Annotated in this window: 23 protein-coding genes; 12 read left to right on the top strand and 11 right to left on the bottom strand. The window is 66.9% G+C overall.

Annotated elements, in window-relative coordinates:
* Positions 1-30: 30 nt before the first annotated feature.
* The gene (locus tag TSH20_RS05465) at positions 31-378 is read left to right on the top strand and encodes a helix-turn-helix transcriptional regulator (protein ID WP_247871526.1); all 348 of its coding nucleotides are present in this window, start codon (positions 31-33) and stop codon (positions 376-378) included.
* 86 nt (positions 379-464) lie between these two features.
* Entirely contained in the window at positions 465-683 is a 219-nt protein-coding gene (locus tag TSH20_RS05460) for a DUF6494 family protein (RefSeq protein WP_109073787.1), read from the top strand.
* 4 nt (positions 684-687) lie between these two features.
* On the opposite strand, the gene TSH20_RS05455 is transcribed toward TSH20_RS05460, so the two are convergent.
* Entirely contained in the window at positions 688-1,818 is a 1,131-nt protein-coding gene (locus TSH20_RS05455; protein ID WP_158281952.1) for an ATP-grasp domain-containing protein, read from the bottom strand.
* Positions 1,819-1,977: 159 nt separating this feature from the next.
* On the opposite strand from TSH20_RS05455, the gene TSH20_RS05450 reads away from it, so the two are divergent.
* The 3 genes from TSH20_RS05450 to TSH20_RS05445 all read left to right on the top strand — a co-directional run bounded on the left by TSH20_RS05450 (position 1,978) and on the right by TSH20_RS05445 (position 2,768).
* The gene (locus tag TSH20_RS05450; RefSeq protein ID WP_109073785.1) at positions 1,978-2,124 is read left to right on the top strand and encodes a DUF1289 domain-containing protein; all 147 of its coding nucleotides are present in this window, start codon (positions 1,978-1,980) and stop codon (positions 2,122-2,124) included.
* A gap of 86 nt (positions 2,125-2,210) precedes the next feature.
* Positions 2,211-2,372, top strand: coding sequence for a hypothetical protein (locus TSH20_RS34875; RefSeq protein WP_158281951.1), 162 nt, complete (start codon positions 2,211-2,213; stop codon positions 2,370-2,372).
* Positions 2,373-2,576: 204 nt separating this feature from the next.
* The gene (locus tag TSH20_RS05445) at positions 2,577-2,768 is read left to right on the top strand and encodes a hypothetical protein (RefSeq protein ID WP_109073784.1); all 192 of its coding nucleotides are present in this window, start codon (positions 2,577-2,579) and stop codon (positions 2,766-2,768) included.
* A gap of 215 nt (positions 2,769-2,983) precedes the next feature.
* Here the strand turns inward: TSH20_RS05445 and flgH are convergent, their stop codons facing one another.
* Genes flgH through flgF form a run of 4 tightly spaced genes read right to left on the bottom strand, consistent with a single transcriptional unit; the run spans position 2,984 to position 6,126 of the window.
* Complete coding sequence (flgH, locus tag TSH20_RS05440) at positions 2,984-3,748, bottom strand: flagellar basal body L-ring protein FlgH (RefSeq protein WP_199232072.1); 765 nt, start codon at positions 3,746-3,748, stop codon at positions 2,984-2,986.
* A 13-nt stretch (positions 3,749-3,761) separates the two neighbouring features.
* Positions 3,762-4,538, bottom strand: coding sequence for a flagellar basal body P-ring formation chaperone FlgA (gene flgA, locus TSH20_RS05435; protein ID WP_109073783.1), 777 nt, complete (start codon positions 4,536-4,538; stop codon positions 3,762-3,764).
* A 48-nt stretch (positions 4,539-4,586) separates the two neighbouring features.
* Positions 4,587-5,372: a flagellar basal-body rod protein FlgG gene (flgG, locus tag TSH20_RS05430; RefSeq protein WP_085089735.1), complete on the bottom strand. Its 786-nt coding sequence runs from the start codon at positions 5,370-5,372 to the stop codon at positions 4,587-4,589.
* Between the two features lie 31 nt (positions 5,373-5,403).
* Entirely contained in the window at positions 5,404-6,126 is a 723-nt protein-coding gene (gene flgF, locus TSH20_RS05425; protein WP_109073782.1) for a flagellar basal-body rod protein FlgF, read from the bottom strand.
* 488 nt (positions 6,127-6,614) lie between these two features.
* On the opposite strand from flgF, the gene TSH20_RS05420 reads away from it, so the two are divergent.
* The 4 genes from TSH20_RS05420 to TSH20_RS05405 are packed head-to-tail and all read left to right on the top strand — an operon-like array spanning position 6,615 to position 9,898.
* Entirely contained in the window at positions 6,615-7,169 is a 555-nt protein-coding gene (locus TSH20_RS05420; protein WP_109073781.1) for a flagellar basal body-associated FliL family protein, read from the top strand.
* Positions 7,170-7,197: 28 nt separating this feature from the next.
* Complete coding sequence (gene fliM, locus TSH20_RS05415) at positions 7,198-8,271, top strand: flagellar motor switch protein FliM (RefSeq protein WP_085089732.1); 1,074 nt, start codon at positions 7,198-7,200, stop codon at positions 8,269-8,271.
* Positions 8,268-8,927 (top strand): DUF6468 domain-containing protein, encoded by a 660-nt coding sequence (locus TSH20_RS05410; protein WP_109073780.1) that lies wholly within the window; start codon positions 8,268-8,270, stop codon positions 8,925-8,927. Before fliM ends, TSH20_RS05410 begins: the two co-directional genes overlap by 4 nt.
* On the top strand, positions 8,924-9,898 hold the full coding sequence (locus TSH20_RS05405) for a hypothetical protein (protein ID WP_109073779.1): 975 nt from the start codon (positions 8,924-8,926) through the stop codon (positions 9,896-9,898). Before TSH20_RS05410 ends, TSH20_RS05405 begins: the two co-directional genes overlap by 4 nt.
* A 138-nt stretch (positions 9,899-10,036) precedes the next feature.
* Here the strand turns inward: TSH20_RS05405 and parC are convergent, their stop codons facing one another.
* Positions 10,037-12,262 carry a DNA topoisomerase IV subunit A gene (parC, locus tag TSH20_RS05400; RefSeq protein WP_109073778.1) on the bottom strand — a complete coding sequence of 742 codons (2,226 nt, stop codon included), beginning with the start codon at positions 12,260-12,262 and terminating at the stop codon, positions 10,037-10,039.
* A 20-nt stretch (positions 12,263-12,282) separates the two neighbouring features.
* Positions 12,283-13,005, bottom strand: coding sequence for a DNA repair protein RecO (gene recO, locus TSH20_RS05395; RefSeq protein WP_109073777.1), 723 nt, complete (start codon positions 13,003-13,005; stop codon positions 12,283-12,285).
* A gap of 194 nt (positions 13,006-13,199) precedes the next feature.
* Here recO and TSH20_RS05390 point away from each other — a divergent pair, with 194 nt between their 5' ends.
* Both TSH20_RS05390 and TSH20_RS05385 read left to right on the top strand, forming a co-directional pair.
* Positions 13,200-15,743 (top strand): GGDEF and EAL domain-containing protein, encoded by a 2,544-nt coding sequence (locus TSH20_RS05390; RefSeq protein WP_109073776.1) that lies wholly within the window; start codon positions 13,200-13,202, stop codon positions 15,741-15,743.
* Between the two features lie 36 nt (positions 15,744-15,779).
* Positions 15,780-16,163, top strand: a complete 384-nt coding sequence (locus tag TSH20_RS05385; protein WP_109073775.1) for a hypothetical protein — start codon at positions 15,780-15,782, stop codon at positions 16,161-16,163.
* A 31-nt stretch (positions 16,164-16,194) separates the two neighbouring features.
* Here TSH20_RS05385 and TSH20_RS05380 read toward each other — a convergent pair whose 3' ends face one another.
* The 3 genes from TSH20_RS05380 to TSH20_RS05370 are packed head-to-tail and all read right to left on the bottom strand — an operon-like array spanning position 16,195 to position 18,969.
* Positions 16,195-16,977, bottom strand: a complete 783-nt coding sequence (locus TSH20_RS05380; RefSeq protein ID WP_247871527.1) for an SGNH/GDSL hydrolase family protein — start codon at positions 16,975-16,977, stop codon at positions 16,195-16,197.
* A complete protein-coding gene (locus tag TSH20_RS05375) occupies positions 16,974-17,756 on the bottom strand; it encodes a hypothetical protein (protein ID WP_109073774.1) in 783 nt (260 codons plus the stop codon). The genes TSH20_RS05380 and TSH20_RS05375 overlap by 4 nt, the downstream gene beginning before the upstream one ends.
* A gap of 40 nt (positions 17,757-17,796) precedes the next feature.
* The gene (locus TSH20_RS05370) at positions 17,797-18,969 is read right to left on the bottom strand and encodes an OpgC domain-containing protein (protein ID WP_247871528.1); all 1,173 of its coding nucleotides are present in this window, start codon (positions 18,967-18,969) and stop codon (positions 17,797-17,799) included.
* Between the two features lie 598 nt (positions 18,970-19,567).
* Between TSH20_RS05370 and TSH20_RS05365 the strand changes: the two genes are divergently transcribed.
* Positions 19,568-20,665, top strand: a complete 1,098-nt coding sequence (locus tag TSH20_RS05365; RefSeq protein WP_109073772.1) for a TRAP transporter substrate-binding protein — start codon at positions 19,568-19,570, stop codon at positions 20,663-20,665.
* A 131-nt stretch (positions 20,666-20,796) separates the two neighbouring features.
* Here the strand turns inward: TSH20_RS05365 and TSH20_RS05360 are convergent.
* The coding region (locus TSH20_RS05360; RefSeq protein ID WP_109073771.1) for an MBL fold metallo-hydrolase at positions 20,797-21,553 on the bottom strand (757 nt) is incomplete at its 5' end.

Here is a 21,553-nt window from a genome sequence, read left to right as displayed (position 1 = left end):
GGCGTCTCCGGCGGCAGGGGAAGGGCGCGGATGGAACTTGGATTCCGGGGTGGTGATGCCAATATTGTGGTGGAAATGGTCAACTTCAACGTTTTTGGCCAAGCTTTCTCGGAGAAAAATATGCTTACGAAGGGTGTTTTGACTCCGGGTCAGTGCCGAGCGGCCCGCGGCTTTCTCGACTGGACGCAGGAGGAACTGGCGGATCGGGCGACGGTCTCCCGCGGGACCATCCGCGACTTCGAAAAGGGCCGTCACGCCTTGCACCGGAGTACGGAGACCCTGCTGACCGCGGCCTTCACCGCCGCCGGCCTGCGGCTGGTTGCGCGGGAGGACGGGGGGCCGGGCGTGCTGTATCCCGACGAGGTGTTGCCCGAATAAGGGCGGGGCCGGCCACGGAACCAACGCCGCTCCCCAGGGGTTCGGAACGGCAGGCGAAACAGCGGTTCCCAACCCGGAGGCCGGACATGGACAACGAGACCTTCAACCTCGACCTGCGCAAATTCCTCAAGCAGGTCGGTGTCACCTCCCAGCGGGAGATCGAACTGGCCGTCGGCCGCGCGCTGGCGGAAGGACGGCTGGACGGGATGAAGTCACTGCCGGTCCGCATGGTGCTGACGGTCGACGGCATCGACCTGACGCACGAGGTCACCGGCGAACTGTCGCTGGACCAGCCGCCGCAATGACCCGTCAGGCGGAATTCAGCTGCGGCGTGATGTTCAGGATCGCCGCGGTCATCCGCCGCTCGCTCCAAGGCACATCATGGTGGGCTGCGGTCAGATAGCGGCTGTTGGCATCGCGGGCCCATTCCGCCGGGAACAGGGCGACCGTCTTGCCGGAGGTCCGTCCGAACACGCCTTCATGGGGCCGGCCGTCCAGCGCGCAGGCCATCGCCCGGCACAGGTCGCTGCCCGCCAGACGACCGAGATGGGTGGTCTGGGTCGGACGGCCGTTGAACTCCAGGAAGACGGGCGGGCCGCCATCCTCCGGCAGGATGGCGTCGATGCCGCCGAAGCCGGAGTAGCGCGTCAGTTCCACCATGCGGCGGGCCATGTCCATCAACTGCGGCAGGTCCGCCAGTTCGATCACCGAGGCCGGGCCGAAGGGTTCCCGCTGATGCTGCAGAGTGATATAGGCGAAGCCCTCCAGCATCCGCCCGCCGAGCGCGCAGAACGACACCGAAGCCGCCCGTCCGCGCACGAACTCCTGCGCAACGACCCGCCGGTCGGCCGGAAAGGCGCTCATCTGCTCCAACCCCGCCAGCAGTTCGGACACATGCCGGGCGTCGGACGCGAGAAAAACCCCGCGGCCGGCGGTACTGCCGTCGTATTTCAGCAGAAGCGGCGCGCCGAGAGCGGACAGGTCGTTTGGACCGGTGCGCCGCGGATCGACCACGACCTGACGTGGCGTCCGAATGCCGGCTTCCGCCGCCAATTCGACACAACGCGAGCGCGTCTCTTCCCAGCAGACGCCGCCGTACCAACCCTGGAGGAAGCGCAGCTTGTGTGCGTCGGCGCTGTCCTCGGCCACCTGCGCAAGAAGGCGGCCGGCCAAGCCGAGCACCTTGACCGCGCTTTCCTCGCAACCGATGACGATGTTCGCACCCAGTTGCGTCGCCGCACGCGCGGCGGTGACCGTCAGATCGTCGACCGACAGTCCCGGGGAGAAAGAGTGCCGCCCGTCGACATGGTCGCTGAACTCGAGCAGGGAATGCCGGGGGCAGATGGCAAAGACGCGAAATCCTGCCGCTTTCAGCGCGGCGGGCATTCTGGCGGTGCCGTGCCGATACATCGCGCAGGACACCAGCAGTGCCGTTGGCATGCATACCTTCGCAGCGTGTGGATGAAGCAAGTGCTTTATACCCTGAGCATCCCGACCGCAATCCATTCCGCCTATGCCTCCGACCCAGACGCTTGAGATGGAATTTGCTTTCCGATAGGGATGGAACCGCACCGCCAACCGTAAGGAACGCCCACTGCCATGAGCGACGATCCCGATTGTCTGGGCATGTGTGCCATCGACGGCGACGTCTGCACCGGCTGCGGCCGCACGCTCGATCAGATCAACGCCGCCCTGGACCGTGACGACGGTGAAGTCGATACCGAGACCGGCCGGCCGGCCGGTTGAGGCCGCCGGCCTTCTCCCGCGACGATCTCCGGCCGCCGCTGTTCCCGACTCATCGCCAGTCGGAAAAACGACCGAGGAGCAGCAAGATGGCCGACCAGCCCAACCGGAATCCGGCCGATGCCGGCCGCAGCGAATCGCCGCAGAAGCCTGCCGACACCGACAAGGCCGGCGGCAAGATCGACAGTCGCACCGAGAAAGCCCAGGAGGAGGCCGCCAAGGACCGCGCCCGCGAAGGCGGCTACCAGTAGGCGGCAACCATCCCAAAGCAAGACGGCCCGGCTCTCCCCCTGGGAGGCCGGGCCGTTTCTTTCTGGGTGGTGTGGGGCCGGCATCCGTTCTGTAAGTGGATTGGTCGCGGGCCAAGAACGTGAAGCACGCAACAGCGGAAGAAGACTGCGGTGCGTATGGTCATCCTCGTCCTGCCGATCATGGCTTGTCCGAGGAGATGAACAATGACGAGCGACCTCACCTTGTCCCAGAGCATCACCAACGCGGCTGATCTGATCGACTGCGTTGCCCAGCGTGAGGCTTACCGTCGCGCGACCGAACTTATCGGGCCGGCCTTGGGGCGCATCGGCGGCAACATGGCGGTTGGCGTGATGGATGGGTTCACCGCGCTATCGCGGCAATCCTCGGAAGGTTGAGCCGGCCGCGCACTTTGCCGTCATAGAGATAACGGCTCGGCAACATCGCCTCGGCACAACCCACCGGGCGGCAGCAATTGCCCATCGGGTAGCGTTATGCGGGGCGTCCGATCACGATGGCAAACGCCCGGCCTCCCGACGACACTCCATGCACCAAGGCCACAGGGGAACTACTCCCCCATGGCCCCGTCCCTCAACCGTTAAACCCGCCGTCCTCAGAACGGCATGATGATGTCGTACAGCTGCTGGCCATAGCGCGGCTGCTGGACGTCGGTGATCTGGCCGCGGCCGCCGTAGGAGATGCGGGCCTCGGCGATCTTCTCGTAGCTGATGGTGTTCTGGGCGGTGATGTCTTCCGGACGGATCACGCCGTGGATCTGCAGGTCGCGCAGCTCGTAATTGACGCGGACTTCCTGGCGGCCCTGGATGACCAGATTGCCGTTGGGCAGGGACTGGACCACCAGCGCCGCCACCTTCAGGTCGATCTGCTCGTTGCGGTTGACCGATCCCTTGCCGTCGTTCGACGTGTCGCTCGACAGGTCCACCAGGCTCGAGGCGGAGGCGCCGGCCGGCAGGACGCGGCTCAGCGTGGCGCCTTCCAGGCCGAACAGGCTCGGCATGCCGGCCTTCTCGGTGTTGGCGCGCGACCGCTTGCTCTCGTTCGACAGCTTGGCCTGATCGGCGATGGAGATGTTGATCGTCAGGATGTCGCCCACCTTGGCCGCGCGCTGGTCCTTGAAGAAGGCCTTCGCGCCTGTCCGCCACAGCGAGTTCGGGTTGCGCTCCGTCGGCAGCGGGGTCGGCATCGGCAGGCTGATCGGCTGATAGCCGGGCTTGGCCTGCGGGTCCTGGATGCTGGACATCTCCGGGGCCTTGCCGATGTCGGCGATGCGCGAGGCGGCGCCGCAGGCGGTCAGGGAGGTGGCGGCGGCGGCGACCATCGCGAGGCGGATCAGACGGGCGGTCATGGTGGCGGACATTGGAGCTTTCTCCTTACTGCGCGATGGTGCCGGGCTTTGCCACGGCGACGACGTTGGGGCCTGCGACCGTCGCTTCGACGATGCGGTTGGATTGGGTGTTCACGACGCGGATGACCTCGCCCTTCCCGCCGTCCTGCAGGGCCTTGCCCTGGGTGGTCAGCGTCATGGACGGCGTCTGCAGGGTGATGGTGACCATGGCGCCCTTGTCGACCATGCGCGGCGATTGCAGGTCGCGCAGGCGGACGGGCTGGTTGGTGGACACGCCGCGCTTGGGCGTCATGCCGATCAGCTGGGCGTCGGTGGCGGCGGTGTCGCTGGTGGTCTGGTCGGCCCGCATGTCCTGCCAGTCGACGTCGCCCGGGCCGATGATGTCGCCGGGCAGGACGCGGCGCGACAGCACCGGGATCTGCACCACGCCGAAGGCGCGGCCCGAAACCGGCAGGCGCACCTGGCTGCCGGTCACCACGATCTCGGCGGCGAAGCGGCCCTGGACCGGGCTGTAATAGAGGTTCTCCACCGCCAGCCCGCCGGCGCCCTGGGGCGCGCGCAGTTCGACCGCGCGGTTGTCCAGCTCCATCTGCAGCCGGCCGGCGGTGATGACCCGCGACAGCGCGTCGGACAGAACCGCCTCGACATGCGGCATGCCATAGACCACGTCGGGCGCCGGTGCCGCGACGCCGGCAGCCGGAACCGCAGCGACCGTGGCGGCCTGCGCCGCGACCGGGGCGGTCAGCAGGGCGGCACCGAGGAGCAGGGCGGAGAAGCGGCGATTGGCGAGCTGGCGGATCATGGCGGCAATTCCCGATGTGAAGGCTGAAGCGAAGCGGCGGCGCCGCCGTTACTTCATCTGGCTGGCCTGCTGCATCATTTCGTCGGTGGTCTTGATGACCTTGGAATTCATCTCGTAGGCGCGCTGGGCGGTGATCAGGGTCGTGATCTCCTGCACCACATTGACGTTGGAGGTCTCCAGCGCGCCCTGGGTGACGCGGCCGAAGCCGGGGGCGCCGGGGTTGCCGGTCACCGACTGGCCCGACGCGCCGGATTCCAGGAACAGGTTGTCGCCGGTGGCTTCGAGGCCGGCCGCGTTGGCGAAGGTGGCGAGCTGGAGCTGGCCGACATTCTGGGTGGCGGTCTGGCCGTCCAGCTTCACAAGCACCTCGCCCGACGAGTTGATCGAGATGTCGACGGCGTCGGTCGGGATGGTGATGTTCGGCTGGACCGGATAGCCGTCGGCGGTGACGATCATGCCTTCCGGCGACAGCTTGAAGTTGCCGGCGCGGGTATAGGCGGTGTCGCCGCTGGGCAGCGTCACCTGGAAGTAGCCCGACCCGTTGATCGCGACATCCAGCTTGTTGTCGGTGATGTTCAGGTTGCCCTGTTCCAGCACGCGGGCCACCGCGGCGACGCGCACGCCGGCACCCACCTGCACGCCGGTCGGCACCACGGTGCCGGCATCCGACGAGGTCGAGCCGATGCGGCGGAAATTCTGGTACAGCAGGTCCTGGAACTCGGCCCGCTGCTTCTTGTAGCCGGTGGTGGTCGAGTTGGCGATGTTGTTGGAGATCGTCTCGACGTTGAGCTGCTGGGCGATCATGCCGGTGGCGCCGATGGCGAGGCTGCGCATTGTGGTCTTCTCCTCTCGTCGTCGGTCTGGTTCAGGCCGTCCGGCCCAGACGCTGGATCATCGTGCGGATACGTTCGTGTTCGTTCTCGATCACCCGCTGGGCGGACATGTACTGACGCTGGATTTCGATCATCTGCGTCATCTCGACCACGGGCTTCACGTTCGAACCTTCAAGCAAACCCTGTGCCACTTTCGTCTCGGCCGGGGCCGGCTCCGGCTGCTCGTCGCTGACATACAGGCCGTTGCCGACCTCGGTCATCAGCTGCTCGTTCTTGAAGGTGACGATGTTCAGCTTGCCGACCGGGCCCAACTCGGTGGCGACGGTGCCGTCGCCGCTGACCTTCACGTCGCCGGTGCCGGCCGGGATGGTGATGGGCTGGCCGTTGTTGGCCAGGACGGGCAGGCCGCCGGCATCCACCAGCTGGCGCTGGTCGTTCAGGCGGAAATTGCCGGCGCGGGTGTAACGCGGGCCGCTGGCGGTATCGACGGTGAAGTAGCCCTGGCCGGTCAGCGCCAGATCCAGCGGATTGCCGGTCTGGGTCATGGCGCCGTTGGCGAGATCACGCACCACCGCTCGGTCCTGGACGAAGCTGACCTTCTCGTGCAGGCCGGGCTTTTCCAGGAATTCGGTGAACATCATCCGCTGGTTCTTGTAGCCGGTCGTGTTCATGTTCGCGATGTTGTTCGACGTCACGTCCAGCTGGCGTTGCAGCGCCATCTGGCGCGACAGGGCGACGTAGATCGAATTTTCCATCTTGCGGCCTCTTCACCTTGCGAACGGATCGGGCAACAGCGTCCGACCGGCGAAAAGGGTATTGCAGGCGGCGTGCCAACTTCGGGAAGCGCTGTAAATCCGCAGAGTCCGGGCAAGGCGGGGGCGTTCCCGCCGCATGGGGCAGGGGGTGCCGGGCAGAATCTGCCGGGGTAGGGGCGTTCCTTGCCGGGTTGGACCGGGCAAGACTCTCCCGTTCCCGCCACACAAGGTGTGCGGCAGGGCGATGGACCACGGCCCTGCCGGTCCCAAGGGGATTGCGGGCGGTCGCGGTCGGACTCCGGACGCGGAGTGCCGGGCAGCCCCAATCAAGAACCGTGCCGAAATGGTGACAGCGGGGGGAAACCTGCCCGTCCGGGGCGGTCCATTCCCCACTCGAAAGGAGTTATTAACTATCCCAAAAGTAGCTTTGACCTGGTCAGGCGGCCAAAGCCTGAGCCGTTGCGCACCTCGAACGATCCCAGGATGTCATGGCTGCCGAAACCGACGCCGGCGAACTTTCGACCGACGGCCTGCCGCGGAAGAAATTCAGCGGCAAGAAGCTGGTCCTGTTCGTCGTTCTTCCCCTGGTCCTGCTGATCGGCGCCGGTGCCGGTGTCTATTTCTCCGGTCTGCTCGACGGGCTGCTGGGGAAGGAAAAGCCGGCGGAGGAGGGGGAGCATGCCGCCGCCGCGGAGGGCGAGCATGGGGCGGAGCCCGGCAAGGCCGACCCGCATGCGGCACCGATCTTCTACGATCTGCCGGACATGCTGGTGAACCTGAACACCGGCAACAAGCGTCCGGCCTTCCTGAAGATCAAGATCTCCATCCAGCTGTCGAAGCCGGAGGATGTCGGTGCGGTGGAGCATGTGCTGCCGCGCATCATCGACAATTTCCAGGTCTACCTGCGCGAATTGCGGCTGGAGGACCTACGCGGATCGGCCGGCATGTACCGGCTGCGCCAGGAACTGCTTCTGCGCATCACCGCCGCCGCTTTTCCGGTGAAGGTGAAGGACGTGCTGTTCAAGGAAATGCTGGTCCAGTGAGGGCCCGGTCAGCTGGGGATAAGGGCCGATGAGCGACACCGGTGAACTGAGCGAAGAGGAACGGCTTGCCGCGGAATGGGCGGCATTGGCCGAGGACAGCGGCGATGTCGGCGACATGGGCGGCGGCGGGTCGACGCGCGTCCTGAACCAGGACGAGATCGACAGCCTGCTGGGCTTCGACCAGGGCGGCGCCGGCGACGGCGACAACTCCGGCATCATGGCGCTGGTCAACTCGGCGCTGGTCAACTACGAACGCCTGCCCATGCTGGAGGTGGTCTTCGACCGCCTCGTCCGCATGATGTCCACCAGCCTGCGCAATTTCACCTCCGACAACGTCGAGGTCAGCCTCGACCAGATTTCCTCGGTCCGTTTCGGCGATTACCTGAACTCCATCCCGCTGCCGGCGATGCTGTCGGTGTTCAAGGCGGAGGAGTGGGACAATTACGGCCTGATGGTCGTCGATTCCGCCCTGATCTATTCCATCGTCGACGTGCTGCTGGGCGGCCGGCGCGGCACGGCGGCGATGCGCATCGAAGGCCGTCCCTACACCACCATCGAACGCAACCTCGTGGAACGCATGGTCCATGTGGTGCTGTCCGACCTGTCCGCCGCCTTCGATCCGCTGTCGCCCGTCACCTTCCGCTTCGACCGGCTGGAGACCAACCCGCGCTTCGCCACCATCGCGCGGCCCGCAAACGCGGCGGTGCTGGTCAAGCTGCGCATCGACATGGAGGATCGCGGCGGCCGGCTGGAGCTGATGATCCCCTACGCGACGCTGGAGCCGGTGCGTGAGCTGCTGCTCCAGATGTTCATGGGCGAGAAGTTCGGCCGTGACTCGATCTGGGAAACCCACTTGGCCTCGGAACTGATGGTGACGGACGTCGATCTGTCGGCCGTGCTGGACGAGGTGACGATGACCCTGCACGACGTGCTGAACTGGCGCGTCGGCACCCGCATCCTGCTGAACGCCACCCCCGACGGCGCGATCGAGCTGCGCTGTGGCGACGTGTCGATGTTCCAGGGGCGGATGGGGCGCAAGGGCGGGCACATCGCCGTCCGCCTGGAAAAGGAACTGCCCAAGCAGGAGGTCATGAGGCTATGAGTCCGCTGGTCTCCATCATCATCGACGTCGTGATGGTCGGCCTGCTGGCCGCGACCATTGCCTACGCGATCATCCTGAACCGGCAGATCATCGCGCTGCGCGAGAGCCGCGGCGAGATGGCCGAGCTGATCCAGGGACTGAACGACGCGATGGCGCGGGCGGAGACCGGCGTGCGCACGCTGAAGAAGGCGGCCAGCGACACCGGCGAGGACCTTCAGCGCACGGTGAACAAGGCGCAGACCCTGCGCGACGAGTTGGAGTTCATGATCGAGGCGGCCGACGCGCTGGCCAACCGGCTGGGCAATGTCGGCGACCGCGATGGCGGCCGGCGCGACAGCGGCCGTGATGGTGGGCGTGATGGTGGCCGCTCCACCGCGGTGGCCCCGGCGCTGGCGTCGCGCGCTCCTGCCAAGACGCCGCTGGTGGCGCCGCGTCCGGCCCTGCGCAGCCTGCCGGTCGAGGAAGACCACTACCACGACCATGACGACCACGCCCTGCCGCCGGCCCGGCTGGACGCGCCGCCGCGCCGCGCCGCCGCGCGTGCCGAACCGCCGGCCGAGGCGCGCGACCCCATCACCCGGGATGGCGAGAGCTTGTCCAGGGCCGAACGTGAACTGCTGCAGGCGATCGAGAATGCCGGCAAGGGGCTTGGATGACCATGCGCACCAGTGACGGCAAGCCCGCGTCGGCGGGCGGCGAACCCAAGGTCGTGATCCGCCCGGCCGGAGCCGCCCCAACCGGCGTCCGCACCTCGCCCACGCTGGCCGCCCAGCAGGCGCAACTGCCGGCGGTGCGTCCCGCAACCGGCAAGGTCCCGGCCAAGGCTTCGGCGAAGAAGGGCAAGGCGAAGGCCAAGGCGCGCAAGCCGGCGACGCCCCGCGTTCCGCTGACCGAGCGGCTGCGCGCCAGAGCGCGCAATTTCCGTTTCCGCCTGCTGCCGCTGACCATCTTCGTCGCGGTGATGATGCTGGGTGTGCGCGTCGGCGACCTGTGGCGCCTCGCCACCCACGACGCCCGCCTGCCGGACTTCCCGGTCACCCTCGCCCAGGGGCCGCAAAGCTCGACCCCGGCGACGCCGCCCACTCAGATGCCCTCTGCCACGACGAAGCCGGCCGGCAAGGACGCGCCGCCGGCGCCCGGCGGGGCGAGCGGCCCGGCCAATGCTCCGGCCGCCAACGCGCCGCTGGCGCCGCTCGGCCCCATCGACAACCAGGAGCTGCTGCAGCATTTCGCCGAGCGCCGCGCCGAGATCGAGCGTCGCACCAAGGAGATGGAACAGCGCGAAGCCCTGCTGGCCGCCGCCGAGAAGCGGATCGAGCAGAAGGTGGCGGAGATGGAGAAGACCAAGGCCGACATCCAGAAGCTGATGGCCCAGGGCGACGAAAAGCAGTCGGCCCAGCTGGAAAGCTTGGTGAAGATCTACGAGACGATGAAGCCGAAGGAAGCGGCCCGCATCTTCGAGGAACTCGACATGCCGGTTCTGCTCGGCGTCATCCAGAAGATGAAGGAACAGAAGACCGCGCCCATCCTGGCCGCCATGGACCCGGTCAAGGCCAAGGAGGTCACCTCGGCCCTGGTCGAACGCCGCGTGCCGCTGTCGGCGACGGTCACGGCGCCGGCGAAGTAATTGCCCCCACCCTAACTCTCCCCCGCTGGGCGGGGGAGGGGACAAGTGCTGATGCGGGAGAGTGGCGGCAGTCCCTCCCCCGCCCAGCGGGGGAGGTTAGGTGGGGGTCTAACCTCCCCACCCATCAACCACCCCACCTCACATGAACCGGTTGTTCTTCGGGAAGCCGTTCGGCGGCATCTTGCCCTGGCCGGCGCGGTCTCCCATCCAGCCGGTCAGGTCGGTGACGTTGAAGTTGCGCTCGCCGTTCTTCCAGCTCAGGCCCTCGGCCAGCGTGAAGGTCTTCACGTCGGCGACGCTGGCGTCCTTGTACTTCTGAAGCTGGACGCCCTTGCCGCGGGTCATCACCGGCACCTGTTCCAGCGGGAAGACCAGCATCTTGCGGTTGTTGCCGATGATGGCGACGGTGTCGCCGGTCACCGGATGGCAGATGCGGGCCGACTTGCCGTCCTCCAGGTTCAGCACCTGTTTGCCGGCGCGGGTCTGGGCCAGCACCTCCGCCTCCTCGACACGGAAGCCGCGGCCATCCTCCGACACCACCATCAGGGTGCGGCCGGGCTGGTGGCGGAAAAGGTCGACGATGTCGACGTCGTTGCCGAGGTCGATCATCAGCCGAACCGGCTCGCCGAAGCCGCGGCCACGCGGCAGCTTGTCGACGCCGATGGTGAAGAACTTGCCGTTGCTGGCGAAGACCAGAAGCTTGTCGGTCGTCTCGCACCGCTCGATGAAGCCGCGCGAATCACCGTCCTTGTACTTCACATCCTCCGCTTCGGCGTCGGTCAGATGGCCGCGCACCGTGCGGATCCAGCCCTTGGCGGAGCAGATGACCGTCACCGGCTCGCGTTCCACCAGCGCGTCCAGCGGCACCTCGATCACGGCGGGTGCGTCGGCCACGTCGGTGCGCCGCTTGCCAAGCGCGCCCGTGCCGAACTTCTTCTTGATCTCGGCGACACCCTCGGCGATCCGCTTCCAGCGCAGGGCTTCGTCGCCCAGCAGCTCCAGCAGGCCGTTCTTTTCCTTGGTCAGGGCGTCATGCTCGCGCCGGATCTCCATCTCCTCCAGCTTGCGCAAATTGCGCAGACGCATGTTGAGGATGGCGTCGGCCTGTACGTCGGTCAGGGTGAAGGCGCGGATCAGCTCCTGCTTCGGCTCGTCCTCCTCGCGGATGATGCGGATGACCTCGTCCAGGTTCAGGTAAGCGGCGAGATATCCGCCGAGGACCTCCAGCCGGTGGTCGATCTGCCTCAGCCGGTGGTTGGACCGGCGGACCAGCACCTCGTGCCGGTGGTCGAGGAAGGCCTGCAGCACCTCGCGCAGGTTCATCACCCGCGGCACATGATCCGCACCCAGCACGTTCATGTTCATCGAGAAGCGGATTTCCAGGTCGGTCGCCTGGAACAGCGAGGCCATCAGAACCTCGGGATCCACGTTCCGGCTCTTCGGCACCAGGACGAGGCGGACGTCCTCCGCCGATTCGTCGCGGACGTCCTCCAGCAGGATCAGCTTCTTGGCCAGCAGCAGTTCGGCGATCTTCTCGACCAGCCGGGCCTTCTGTACCTGATAGGGCACCTCGGTGACGACGATCTGCCAGGTGCCCTGGCCCAGCTTCTCCACCTCCCAGCGGGCGCGCAGGCGGAAGGCGCCGCGGCCGGTGCGGTAGGCTTCGATCACATTCTGCCGCGACTCGACCAGCACGCCGCCGGTGGGGAAATCGGGGCCGGGCATGAAGTTGACCAGCGTCTCGATCGAGGCGTCGCGGTGCTTGATGAGGTGGCGCAGCGCGTCGCAGATCTCGCCGACATTGTGCGGCGGGATGTTGGTGGCCATGCCGACGGCGATGCCGCTCGACCCGTTGGCCAACAGGTTGGGGAAGTTGGCGGGCAGAACCGCCGGCTCCTCGCCGTCGCCGTCATAGGTCGGGCGGAAATCGACCGCGTCCTCGTCGATGCCCTCCAGCAGGGCCTTGGCGACCTCGGTCAGGCGGGCTTCGGTGTACCGCATCGCCGCGGCGTTATCGCCGTCGATGTTGCCGAAATTGCCCTGGCCGTCGACCAGCGGATAACGGACGGAGAAGTCCTGTGCCAGACGCACCAGCGCGTCATAGACGGAGGTGTCGCCGTGCGGATGGAACTTACCGATCACGTCGCCGACGACGCGGGCCGACTTCTTCGGCGGCGTCGTCGGTTCCAGCCGGAGCTGGCTCATGGCGAACAGCAGCCGCCTGTGCACCGGCTTCAGCCCGTCGCGCACGTCGGGCAGCGAGCGGGACATGATGGTGGACAGCGCGTAGCTGAGATACCGCTCGCCGAGCGCGTCGGCCAGCGGCTTTTCCAGAATCTCGGAGGCGGGGTTTTGCGGCTTCATGATGATGGGGTCTAGCAGTTTCAGGCGGAACGCGCTACCGCGTTCGCGTAACGTTCTCTCAACCGTTCACGCGCGGGCGGCAGCGGGCCGTTCAGCACGTGGCGTTCCAGGAAATGGGCGGTCAGCCGCAGCCCGTCGGCCACGGCCACCGGTCCGCCCCCGCCGCGCCCGGCAAGGAAATCCGGCAGGGGAAGCAGCCGGTCACGATAGGGCTCGCCCACCGACGCCGTCACCGCGCGGCCGGTGCGCGGGCTGACATAGGCGAGATAGTCGTTGGCCCCCGACACCGCGCAACGGTCGAGGTCGAGGCCGAATCCAAGCTCCGCCAGCAACCCGATCTCCCACCGCACATAGCTCTCGGCCCAGGCCGGGTTGTCGAGCAGGTCGAACAGGGCGAGCAGCCCGTCGAACAGGGCAGGGTGCGCCTCCCGCTCCGGCAGGGCGGCCTCGACCAGCGCGCAGGCGCTGATCAGCGCGGCCAGAGCCTGCGCGTCGTCGAAGAAGTTGGCGGCATAGCCCTTCACCGGCTCCAGCGTGAAATGGCCGAGATGCTCCGGCAGCCGGCCGCGCCAGCGGGCGTGGACCAGCGTCCCCGGCTCCAGCGTGCCGCGCTGACGCGCCGACCGGCCGCCCATCACCATGCCGGCATGGCGGCCGTGCTCGCGCGTCAGCAGAGTCGCGACGGCGGACCCTTCCCCCTGGGGGCGGGCGGACAGAACGATTCCCTGATCGGACCAATCCATCGGTGCCGGTCCCGGATGAGGTGGCGAGCTATCCTAATATAGGAAAAGATTTCGCAGATGGAACCCTTGGCAACCAAGTTGGCCGGCCCATCGCATGCATTTATGGTTTCTTCACCAAAATGCCCCTAGCATCGGAGGCTCAACGGTGGGAGGCCCCACCAATCGCTGACCGCCGACTGGTCCGACGAGGGGTCTTGAACACCAACATCGACCGATATCTGCTGGCGGAAAAGGCCGGAACCGAGGGCGTCTGGGATTGGGACCTGCGCAGCGACACGCTGTACCTCTCCCCCCGCTTCAAGGAGTTCCTCGGGCTGCCGCCGGGCGATTCAAGCCGCGGCTCCAACCGGCCGAACGACTGGCTGTCGCTGGTCCACCCGGAGGACGTTGACTGGCTGCATGCGTCCTTCGAGGCGCAGATGGTCGGTCTGTCCGTTCCCTTCCAGATCGAACACCGCGTCCGCCGTGTCGACTCCACCGCCGCGAAGCCGCACTGGCGCTGGCTGGTCTGTCGCGGCATGGCGGTGATGGACGATTCGGGGGAGCCGATCCGGCTGGTGGGATCGGTCGCCGACATCACCGACCGCAAGCATGCCGAAAAGGAACTGCGTCGCAGCGAGGAACGCTATGCGCTCGCCGCCGCGGCCAGCAACGACGGGCTCTATGACTGGGATCTGGTCACCGACCGCGTCTATTTCTCGCCGCGCTGGGCGTCGCTGCTGGGGCTGTCGCCGGGCGAGCTGACCGACAACCCGCAGGAATGGCTGGGCCGCATCCTTCCGGCCGACCGGGCGATCCTGACCGACGCGATGGCGGCACTCGGCGGGGCAGCGGCAGGTGTAGAGGTAGGGGCCGAATCGGAAGCGGCCTTCCAGGTCGAATACCGCATGCGCAACGCCGCCGGAGCCATCCGCTGGATGGCCTGCCGCGGCATCGCCGTGCTGGACGCCGACGGCAGGCCGACCCGGCTGGTCGGCAGCCAGGCCGACGTGACCGACCGCAAGACCGCCGAACAGCGCCTGCGCCAGAGCGAGGAGCGCTATGCCCTTGCCGCCGCCGGGGCCGCCGACGGGCTGTGGGACTGGCACATCGACAGCGGCGAGGTCTATTACTCGCCGCGCTGGAAGGCGATGCTGGGCTTCGAGGAGGCGGAGATCGCCGGCTCCATCGACGAATGGTTCCAGCGGGTCACGCCCGGCGACCTGGACGGGCTGCGCACCGCGCTCAACCTGCATCTGACCGGCGAACGCCCTCATCTCCAGCATGAATTCCGCATCCGCGACAAGGCCGGGCTGGAGTTGTGGATGCTGGTGCGCGGATTGGCCGTCCGGAACGAGAAGGGCTGTGCCGTCCGCATGGCCGGCTCGATGACCGACATCACCGCGCGCAAGAAGGCCGAACAGCAGATCCTGTTCAACGCCGTCCATGACAGCATGACCGGACTGCCCAACCGCACGCTTCTGTTGGACCGCATCGGGCAGGCGCTGGACCGCAACCGGCGCGCCGGCGCCCGGCCCTTCGCCACCATCATCATCGACCTGGACCGCTTCAAGGCGATCAACGACGCGCTCGGCACCAGCGCCGGCGACCGCGTGCTGCGCATCATCGCCAGACGTCTCGACGCCAGCCGCCGCGTCGGCGACACGCTGGCCCGGCTGTCGGCAGACGAGTTCGCCGTTCTGGTGGATGAACTGGACGATGCCGGCGACGCGCTGGAGGCGGCTGAGCGGATGGCCCGCTCCATCTCGCGGCCGGTCACGCTGGAGGAGGGGCGCGACATCGTGCTGACCGCCTCCATCGGCGTGGCGCTGAGCCAGACCGGCTATGACCGGGCGGAAGACATGCTGCGCGACGCCAGCCTCGCCATGTACCGGGCCAAGAGTGGCGGGCGCGCGCGCATCGACGTGTTCGACGCCAACCTGCGCCGGCAGGCGATGGCCGCGATGCAGATGGAGGCCGACCTGCGCGCGGCCTTGGAGCAGGGTCAGCTTTGCCTGCATTACCAGCCGATCGTCCTGCTGGAGACCGGCGCCATCGCCGGCTTCGAGGCGCTGATGCGTTGGAACCACCCCGACCGCGGTCTGGTCTCTCCCGCCGAGTTCATCCCGCTGGCCGAAGAAACCGGCCTGATCGCGCCGATGGGGCGCTGGGCGCTGGGCGAAGCGGTTCGGCAGCTTGCGGCGTGGCAGGCGCGTTTCCCGCGGCCCGTGCCACTGTTCATGAGCGTCAACGTCTCCACCCGCCAGTTCCGCGACGACGACATCGTCGGCGCCGTGCGCGACCTGCTGGACGAGGTGCCGATCCCGCCGTCCAGCCTGAAGCTGGAACTGACCGAAAGCCTGCTGGTCCAGGATCCCGACGAATGCCGGATGCTGATGCAGAGCCTGCGCGACATGGATGTCCGCCTGTCGATCGACGATTTCGGCACCGGCTATTCCTCCCTGGCCTATCTGCACAAGCTGCCGGTCGACGTGCTGAAGATCGACCGCAGCTTCGTCCGTGCGGTGTCGACGGGGGAGGGCAACGCCGCCATCGTCCAGGTCATCGCCGGCCTTGCCACCATTTTGCGGCTGGATTGCGTGGCGGAAGGGGTGGAAACGGCGGACGAAGCGGTGTATCTGCGCGGTCTGTGCCAATACGCCCAGGGCTACCACTTCGCCCGTCCGGCCCTGCCGGAGGCGGTCGAGCGGCTGCTGGCCGCCGAGGACGAGCACATCGCCCTGCCAGCACCGGCGTAAAGCCGCTGCGAGCCGTTGTTATTTGGAGTTTCCGTGATGTCCGACCGCACCTGCGGTGAATGCACCCTCTGCTGCAAGCTGATGGGCGTGCCCGAGTTGAAGAAGCCCGCCGCCAAATGGTGCGCGTCCTGCGACCAGGGCAAGGGCTGCTCGATCTACGAGGAGCGGCCGCAATCCTGCCGGAACTTCCAGTGCTTCTGGCTGATGGACGAGAATTTCCCCGACGAGTTCCGCCCCGACCGCATCCACGCGCTGGCCGCCTTCAACGACGTCAAGGACAGCTGCGTCCTGCATGTCGATCCCGCCAAGCCGCGCGCCATGGGCAGCCCGGAGGTGCAGGCGCTGACCGACGCGCTGCTGAAGGTCTATTCCAAGGTGTTCTTCCTCTGCGGCAAGGAAAGCGCGATGATGCAGCGCTGAGGGAACGGGGCGGAGGTCCGCCCCGCTTCTGTTACCGCTGAAGCCCGCTGTTGTGGACGTTCACCGCGTCCTCGATGCCGACCGCCAGTATGCGGGCGACGCAGTCGTATCCGACGTCGTTCTGGTGGACGCCGTCGGGTCCGATCAGGTCGGCCATGGTCATCCCGCGGCTCTCCACCAGCGTCCGCATGACGTCGAAGCGGTGGAACAGGCCGATGTGGTTGTCGGTGGCGATCCCGGCGATGCGGGACAGCATCGGGGCGACGCCGGTCTTTTCCAGCATCTTCGGAGCGTATTGCAGGTCCATCAGCACCACATCGACCCCGGCGGCGCGCAGCCGCGCCACGCCTTGGCGGATGGAGCGTTCGCTCAATCCTTGGTCTCCGTCGCGCAACACCGTGTTGGCGCCGACCTGCCAGATCACCAGATCGGGCTTGGCGCTCAGCGCATCGGCCTCGATCCGCTTTTCGGTCTGGTCGTCGGTCTCGCCGTTGATCCCGCGGTTCAGCACCGCGATGTCGGCATTGCGGAACCGCTCGCTCAGGTAATGGTCGAGCCGGGCCGGATAGGCTTTGTTCTGCGAACTCGCCCCCGCTCCGGCGGTGGAGGAGGAACCGATGGCGACGATCCGGATCGGCGCGCCGGCCGCGATGCGTTGTGACAGTTGCGGCAATGGCACCGACAGGGCCGAGGCGCCGCGCGGCAGCTGGCAGCTTGCGGACGCCGCAGATTCCGCGGCGAAGGCCGGGACGGAAACGGCGAAGGCAGCGATCAGCGACAGGATTCGGATGGCGGACGGCAGAACAGGGCTCAATTGCTCGCTCCGGTGCGCCGGCCGATCGACAGGGGGTCGATCATCGTCGCGACGCTTTGCGCCAGCAATTGTCCGATGCATTGGTGAACGAAATCATAAGCACGCTGTTTCGCCCCATCCGATTCGTCGGTGAAATCGACGCGGCCATCCTCCACCCAGTAGCGCATGATGTCGTAGCGGGGAAAGTGGAAGACGTCCGAACTCTGGGCCAGCCAGGACATGTAGGACACGTAGGGCGCGAAGTCGATCAGCTGCGCCGTGTGCATGCTGTACTGCATGTCCATGATGACGATGTCGGCGCCGCGGCGCTGAACCTCGGCGATGCCCGACTGAAGGGCCGAACCGAAACTCTCCAGGTCCAGGCTGCGCATGGCGTCGACCGTGCCGGTCTGCCAGACGACCAGCGCGGGCTGCTGGTCCTCCACCGCCTGGGTCAGCGGGCCGACCATGGCGGGCGCTGCCTCGCCGGGCAGGCTCAGCACGGCGGTGCTGACCTCGCGGCCGGGCAGGCGGCGCTTCAGTTCGTTTTCCAGCCGGGCGGGATAGCTGACGATGCCGGGCTTGGGTGCCGATTTGGCGGAATGAACGACCAGCACCGACAGCGGGCGCCCGGCGGCGAGATGCGCCGAAACCCGCGGCAATCCGCTGCCGGGGGCAAGCACGGATTCCGGCACGACACAGGCGGAATCGACGGATGGGGCCGCCGGTTGGCCGGCAAGGATGCGATCCGGCGAAGCGAACAGCGCGGCCGCCAGCAGGATTGCCGTGACCGTCAGCATCTGTCGCTTCCGCCCTCGCCGTCCTTGCCCCATGAACCCGTCATGTGCCCATTTTCGTGGTGGCAGCAACCCGATGGCGCCGTGCCCGCTCCGCCGACTGGTACCAGTTCATGAAGCGCGCCATCAGCACCATCGCGGCGATGCCGACCACGGTAACAAGGAACTGGGCGGAAAGCGAGCCGCTGACATGCACAAGCACGGTCTGCCCGGCGAAGGACAGCAGCACGCCCAGGCAGAACACGTGCAGCGACTGCTTCCCGCAGGCGAGCACCGGGGCGGCCAGGGATCCACGCAGCCAGGACGCCCCCGCCGGCACCAGCCACAGCACCAGATAGGCCAGCGCGAAGAAATGCAGCAGGCGCAGCGGGTCGAGGTCGGTCTTGCTGATGGGATAGAGGATCTCCGTCAGCCACACCGGGATCAGCGCGTGCAGCGGGGCGAATTTCCAGGACAAGGTCAGGAACAGGCTGGCCAGCAGGATCACCGCCGCCGCGACGCCCACCGGCCGGCGGAAGCGGGTCAGCACGGCCCGCAGGTCCGGTTGGAACTGCAGTGACGCGCCCAGCACGAACAGGAACTGCCAGGTGAAGGGGTTGAAGTACCAGACGCCGCCGTCGGGATAGGTCGGCAGGTTCCACCCCCATTGCCTCGCCGCCAGATACAGCGCGCCGGACCCCGCCAGCACCCCCAGCGGCCGGCGGCGCAGAGCCGGCAGCAGCAGCGGAAAGCCCAGCAGAAGCATGATGTAGAGTGGCAGCACGTCCAGGTTGGCCGGTCGGAATTTCAGCAGGATGGCCTGGGTCAGGGCGGTGACGGGATCCTGGAAATAGCCGGCGATGCCCATCTCCTCCACGAACAGCGGACTGTCGAAGGCGCGGGCGGTGTAGGCGATCTGCGCGGTGTAGGCGAAGAACAGGATGATATAGGTGGCGTACAGCGTCCAGCAGCGGTGCAGCACCTGCGCCGCCGCCATCGGCATTCCCTGCCGGTCCAGCGTCCGGCCATAGACCAGCGCGGCGGTGTAGCCGGAGATGAAGACGAAGATCTCGGTGGCGTCGCTCAGTCCGAAATTGCGCGGCGTGGCCCACGAGATCTGATTGGCCGGGATGTGATTCACGAAAATGAACCACAGGGCCAGACCGCGGAAGAAGTCCAGCCGCAGGTCGCGTGCGTCCGTCTCGTTCCCGCTCTCCGCCGCAGTCGCCTTCTTCATGGCCGCGTCTTTCATGGCCGTTCAACCCGCAAGTGCCTGTTCCGCCCTCTTCAACATTCCAGCCCGACCGGGTTCCCGGGGCACGCATTGCAAAAGATGGGGGTGCCGCCGCCGGAGTCGAGACGTTTAGCGTCGAATGGATGCGGAACACCAGCGGGCCTATGATTGAATGAAACCCGCGGCTTCGCGTCGCAGCGTTAAACCTCTGAAATACAGGCTTCAATTCCCGATCGCGCTTGATCCCGACCGTTCGCTTCCTGCATAATCCGATTGGCAAAAGAAAGTTGGGGCGGATCGGCCGGAAGGCCGGCGGCAAGCCCGGATGGACGGGAGGAAACGCACACCAACGTCGGCACGCCATGGAACCGGGCGGATGGCGCAACGCGCCGGTGCCCACCGGTTCCATGGGTCCCGAGGGTGCGCCGTCCGGGTCGGTCGAGCGTGCATCCCATTCATTCCCGCTTTCCCTGCTCATCCGGCATCGCCCGGTCCCGTGAGGGTCCTGCCATGCCCGGGTGCGGACCGACACGCCTTGGCAGGGTGTCCGCCGGTCCGGCAATAAGAACGCATAACAGAGAATGAACAAGGGAGCTTCTGCATGAAACGTCGTGCATTTCTGACCTCCGCCGGTGTGGGCGTCGCCGCCAGCACGCTTGCCGCCCCCGCCATCGCCCAGTCCACGCCCGAGATCAAGTGGCGCTGCGCCTCCAGCTTCCCGAAGAGCCTCGACACCATCTATGGCGGTGCGGAGTTCGTGGCGAAGCGCGTGGCCGAACTGACGGACGGCAAGTTCCAGATCCGCGTCTTCGCGGCTGGCGAGATCGTTCCGGCTCTGCAGGTTCTGGACGCGGTCAAGGACGGCACGATCGAGTGCGGCCACACCGTCTCCTATTACTACGTCGGCAAGGATCCGACCTTCGCCTTCGACGCGGCGATGCCGTTCGGCCTGAACGCCCGCCAGCAGAACGCCTGGATGACCCACGGCGGCGGCAAGGAGCTGATGGCGGAGTTCTTCGCCGGCCACAATCTGGTCGCCATCGGCGCCGGCAACACCGGCACGCAGATGGGCGGCTGGTTCCGCAAGGAAATCAAGTCGGTCGAGGACCTGAAGGGCCTGAAGTTCCGCATCGGCGGCTATGCCGGCACCATCATGGCCAAGCTGGGCGTCGTGCCGCAGCAGATCGGCGGCGGCGACATCTACCCGGCGCTGGAAAAGGGCACCATCGACGGCGCCGAGTTCGTCGGCCCCTATGACGACGAGAAGCTCGGCTTCAACAAGGTTGCCAAGTACTACTACTATCCCGGCTGGTGGGAAGGCGGGCCGCAGGTGTCCATGCTGTTCGGCAAGGACAAGTTCGAGTCGCTGCCGCCGGCCTACAAGGCGGCGCTGCAGGCCGCCTGCTCCGACGCCACGCTCGACATGCTGGGCAAGTACGACGTCCAGAACATGACCGCGCTGAAGCGTCTGGTCGCCGCCGGCACCCAGCTGCGTCCCTTCCCGAACGAGGTGATGCAGGCCTGCTATCAGGCCTCCATCGAAGTGTATGAGGAAGAGGCGGCGAAGAACGAGAAGTTCCGCAAGATCTACGAGGCGTGGAAGAAGTTCCGCGAGGAAGAGTATCTGTGGTTCCGCGTTGCCGAATACAGCTTCGACCGCTTCGTCTACGCGGCCCCGCCGCTTGAGAAGAAGAAGTAAGGGGAAGTATTGCCCCCACCCTAACCCTCCCCCGCTGGGCGGGGGAGGGGACAGGTGCTGATGCGGGAGAGTGGCGGCAGTCCCTCCCCTGCGAAGCGGGGGAGGTTAGGTGGGGGCATCGAAGCCGACTCCTAAACCTCGATCACCATCCCATCAAATGCCGGCTCGACCCCCGGCGGCAGGGTCCGCAGCAGGCTGTCGTAGTCCATGCTGTTGTCCATGTGGGTCAGGAACGCCCGCCGCGGCTTCACCCGTTCGATCCACTCCAGCGTCAGCGCCAGGTGCGCGTGCACCGGGTGCGGTGGCTCGATCCGGCCGCAATCGACCATCCAGGTGTCCACCCCCGCCAGCGCCTCGAAGGCCCGCTCGTCCAGCCTCACCACGTCGGTGGAATAGGCAAATGACCCGAACCGGTAGCCGACCGTCCGCATATAACCGTGGTCCTGTTCGAACGGCGTCACCTCCAGCCCTTTCACGCTGAACGGGCCGTCGACGCGGTGCGTTTTCAGCACCGGCCGGTAGAAAGGATACCCTTCGGGCAGCGGATCGAAGCAGTAGGGGAAGCGGGTTTCGATGTCCCGCAGATGTTCGTCCCAGCCATAGGCGTCGATCGGCGCATGCATGTGGCGGCAGATCTCGCGCAGCTCGTCGATGCCGTGGCAATGGTCGGCATGCTGGTGGGTCCACAGCACGGCATCCAGCCGCGCACAGCCGCTGTCCAGCAGTTGCTGCCGCAGGTCGGGGGAGGTGTCGACCAGCACCGACACCTCGCCGCTCTCCACCAGCACCGACGGGCGCATGCGGCGGTTCTTCGGATTGGCGGGATCGCAGCGGCCCCATTGGCCGCCGGGTACGCCGGCGATCACCGGCACGCCGCGCGACCCGCCA

This window comes from Azospirillum sp. TSH20, from assembly GCF_003115935.1.
Classification (GTDB): Bacteria; Pseudomonadota; Alphaproteobacteria; order Azospirillales; family Azospirillaceae; genus Azospirillum.
The sequence above is the reverse complement of the archived record's forward strand: the minus strand, read 5'-3'. Positions and strand labels throughout refer to the sequence as shown.

Excerpts from the sequence above, each read along its gene's own strand:
- TSH20_RS05385 (WP_109073775.1), top strand. The coding sequence starts at position 15,780 with ATGTCCGACCGCACCTGCGGTGAATGCACCCTCTGCTGCAAGCTGATG.
- TSH20_RS05445 (WP_109073784.1), top strand. The coding sequence starts at position 2,577 with ATGACGAGCGACCTCACCTTGTCCCAGAGCATCACCAACGCGGCTGAT.
- TSH20_RS05405 (WP_109073779.1), top strand. The coding sequence starts at position 8,924 with ATGACCATGCGCACCAGTGACGGCAAGCCCGCGTCGGCGGGCGGCGAA.
- flgG (WP_085089735.1), bottom strand. The coding sequence starts at position 5,372 with ATGCGCAGCCTCGCCATCGGCGCCACCGGCATGATCGCCCAGCAGCTC.
- recO (WP_109073777.1), bottom strand. The coding sequence starts at position 13,005 with ATGGATTGGTCCGATCAGGGAATCGTTCTGTCCGCCCGCCCCCAGGGG.
- TSH20_RS05450 (WP_109073785.1), top strand. The coding sequence starts at position 1,978 with ATGAGCGACGATCCCGATTGTCTGGGCATGTGTGCCATCGACGGCGAC.
- TSH20_RS05465 (WP_247871526.1), top strand. The coding sequence starts at position 31 with ATGGAACTTGGATTCCGGGGTGGTGATGCCAATATTGTGGTGGAAATG.
- parC (WP_109073778.1), bottom strand. The coding sequence starts at position 12,262 with ATGAAGCCGCAAAACCCCGCCTCCGAGATTCTGGAAAAGCCGCTGGCC.
- flgH (WP_199232072.1), bottom strand. The coding sequence starts at position 3,748 with ATGTCCGCCACCATGACCGCCCGTCTGATCCGCCTCGCGATGGTCGCC.
- TSH20_RS05375 (WP_109073774.1), bottom strand. The coding sequence starts at position 17,756 with ATGCTGACGGTCACGGCAATCCTGCTGGCGGCCGCGCTGTTCGCTTCG.
- TSH20_RS05365 (WP_109073772.1), top strand. The coding sequence starts at position 19,568 with ATGAAACGTCGTGCATTTCTGACCTCCGCCGGTGTGGGCGTCGCCGCC.
- TSH20_RS05410 (WP_109073780.1), top strand. The coding sequence starts at position 8,268 with ATGAGTCCGCTGGTCTCCATCATCATCGACGTCGTGATGGTCGGCCTG.
- TSH20_RS05455 (WP_158281952.1), bottom strand. The coding sequence starts at position 1,818 with ATGCCAACGGCACTGCTGGTGTCCTGCGCGATGTATCGGCACGGCACC.
- flgA (WP_109073783.1), bottom strand. The coding sequence starts at position 4,538 with ATGATCCGCCAGCTCGCCAATCGCCGCTTCTCCGCCCTGCTCCTCGGT.
- TSH20_RS05370 (WP_247871528.1), bottom strand. The coding sequence starts at position 18,969 with ATGAAGAAGGCGACTGCGGCGGAGAGCGGGAACGAGACGGACGCACGC.
- flgF (WP_109073782.1), bottom strand. The coding sequence starts at position 6,126 with ATGGAAAATTCGATCTACGTCGCCCTGTCGCGCCAGATGGCGCTGCAA.
- fliM (WP_085089732.1), top strand. The coding sequence starts at position 7,198 with ATGAGCGACACCGGTGAACTGAGCGAAGAGGAACGGCTTGCCGCGGAA.
- TSH20_RS05420 (WP_109073781.1), top strand. The coding sequence starts at position 6,615 with ATGGCTGCCGAAACCGACGCCGGCGAACTTTCGACCGACGGCCTGCCG.
- TSH20_RS05460 (WP_109073787.1), top strand. The coding sequence starts at position 465 with ATGGACAACGAGACCTTCAACCTCGACCTGCGCAAATTCCTCAAGCAG.
- TSH20_RS34875 (WP_158281951.1), top strand. The coding sequence starts at position 2,211 with ATGGCCGACCAGCCCAACCGGAATCCGGCCGATGCCGGCCGCAGCGAA.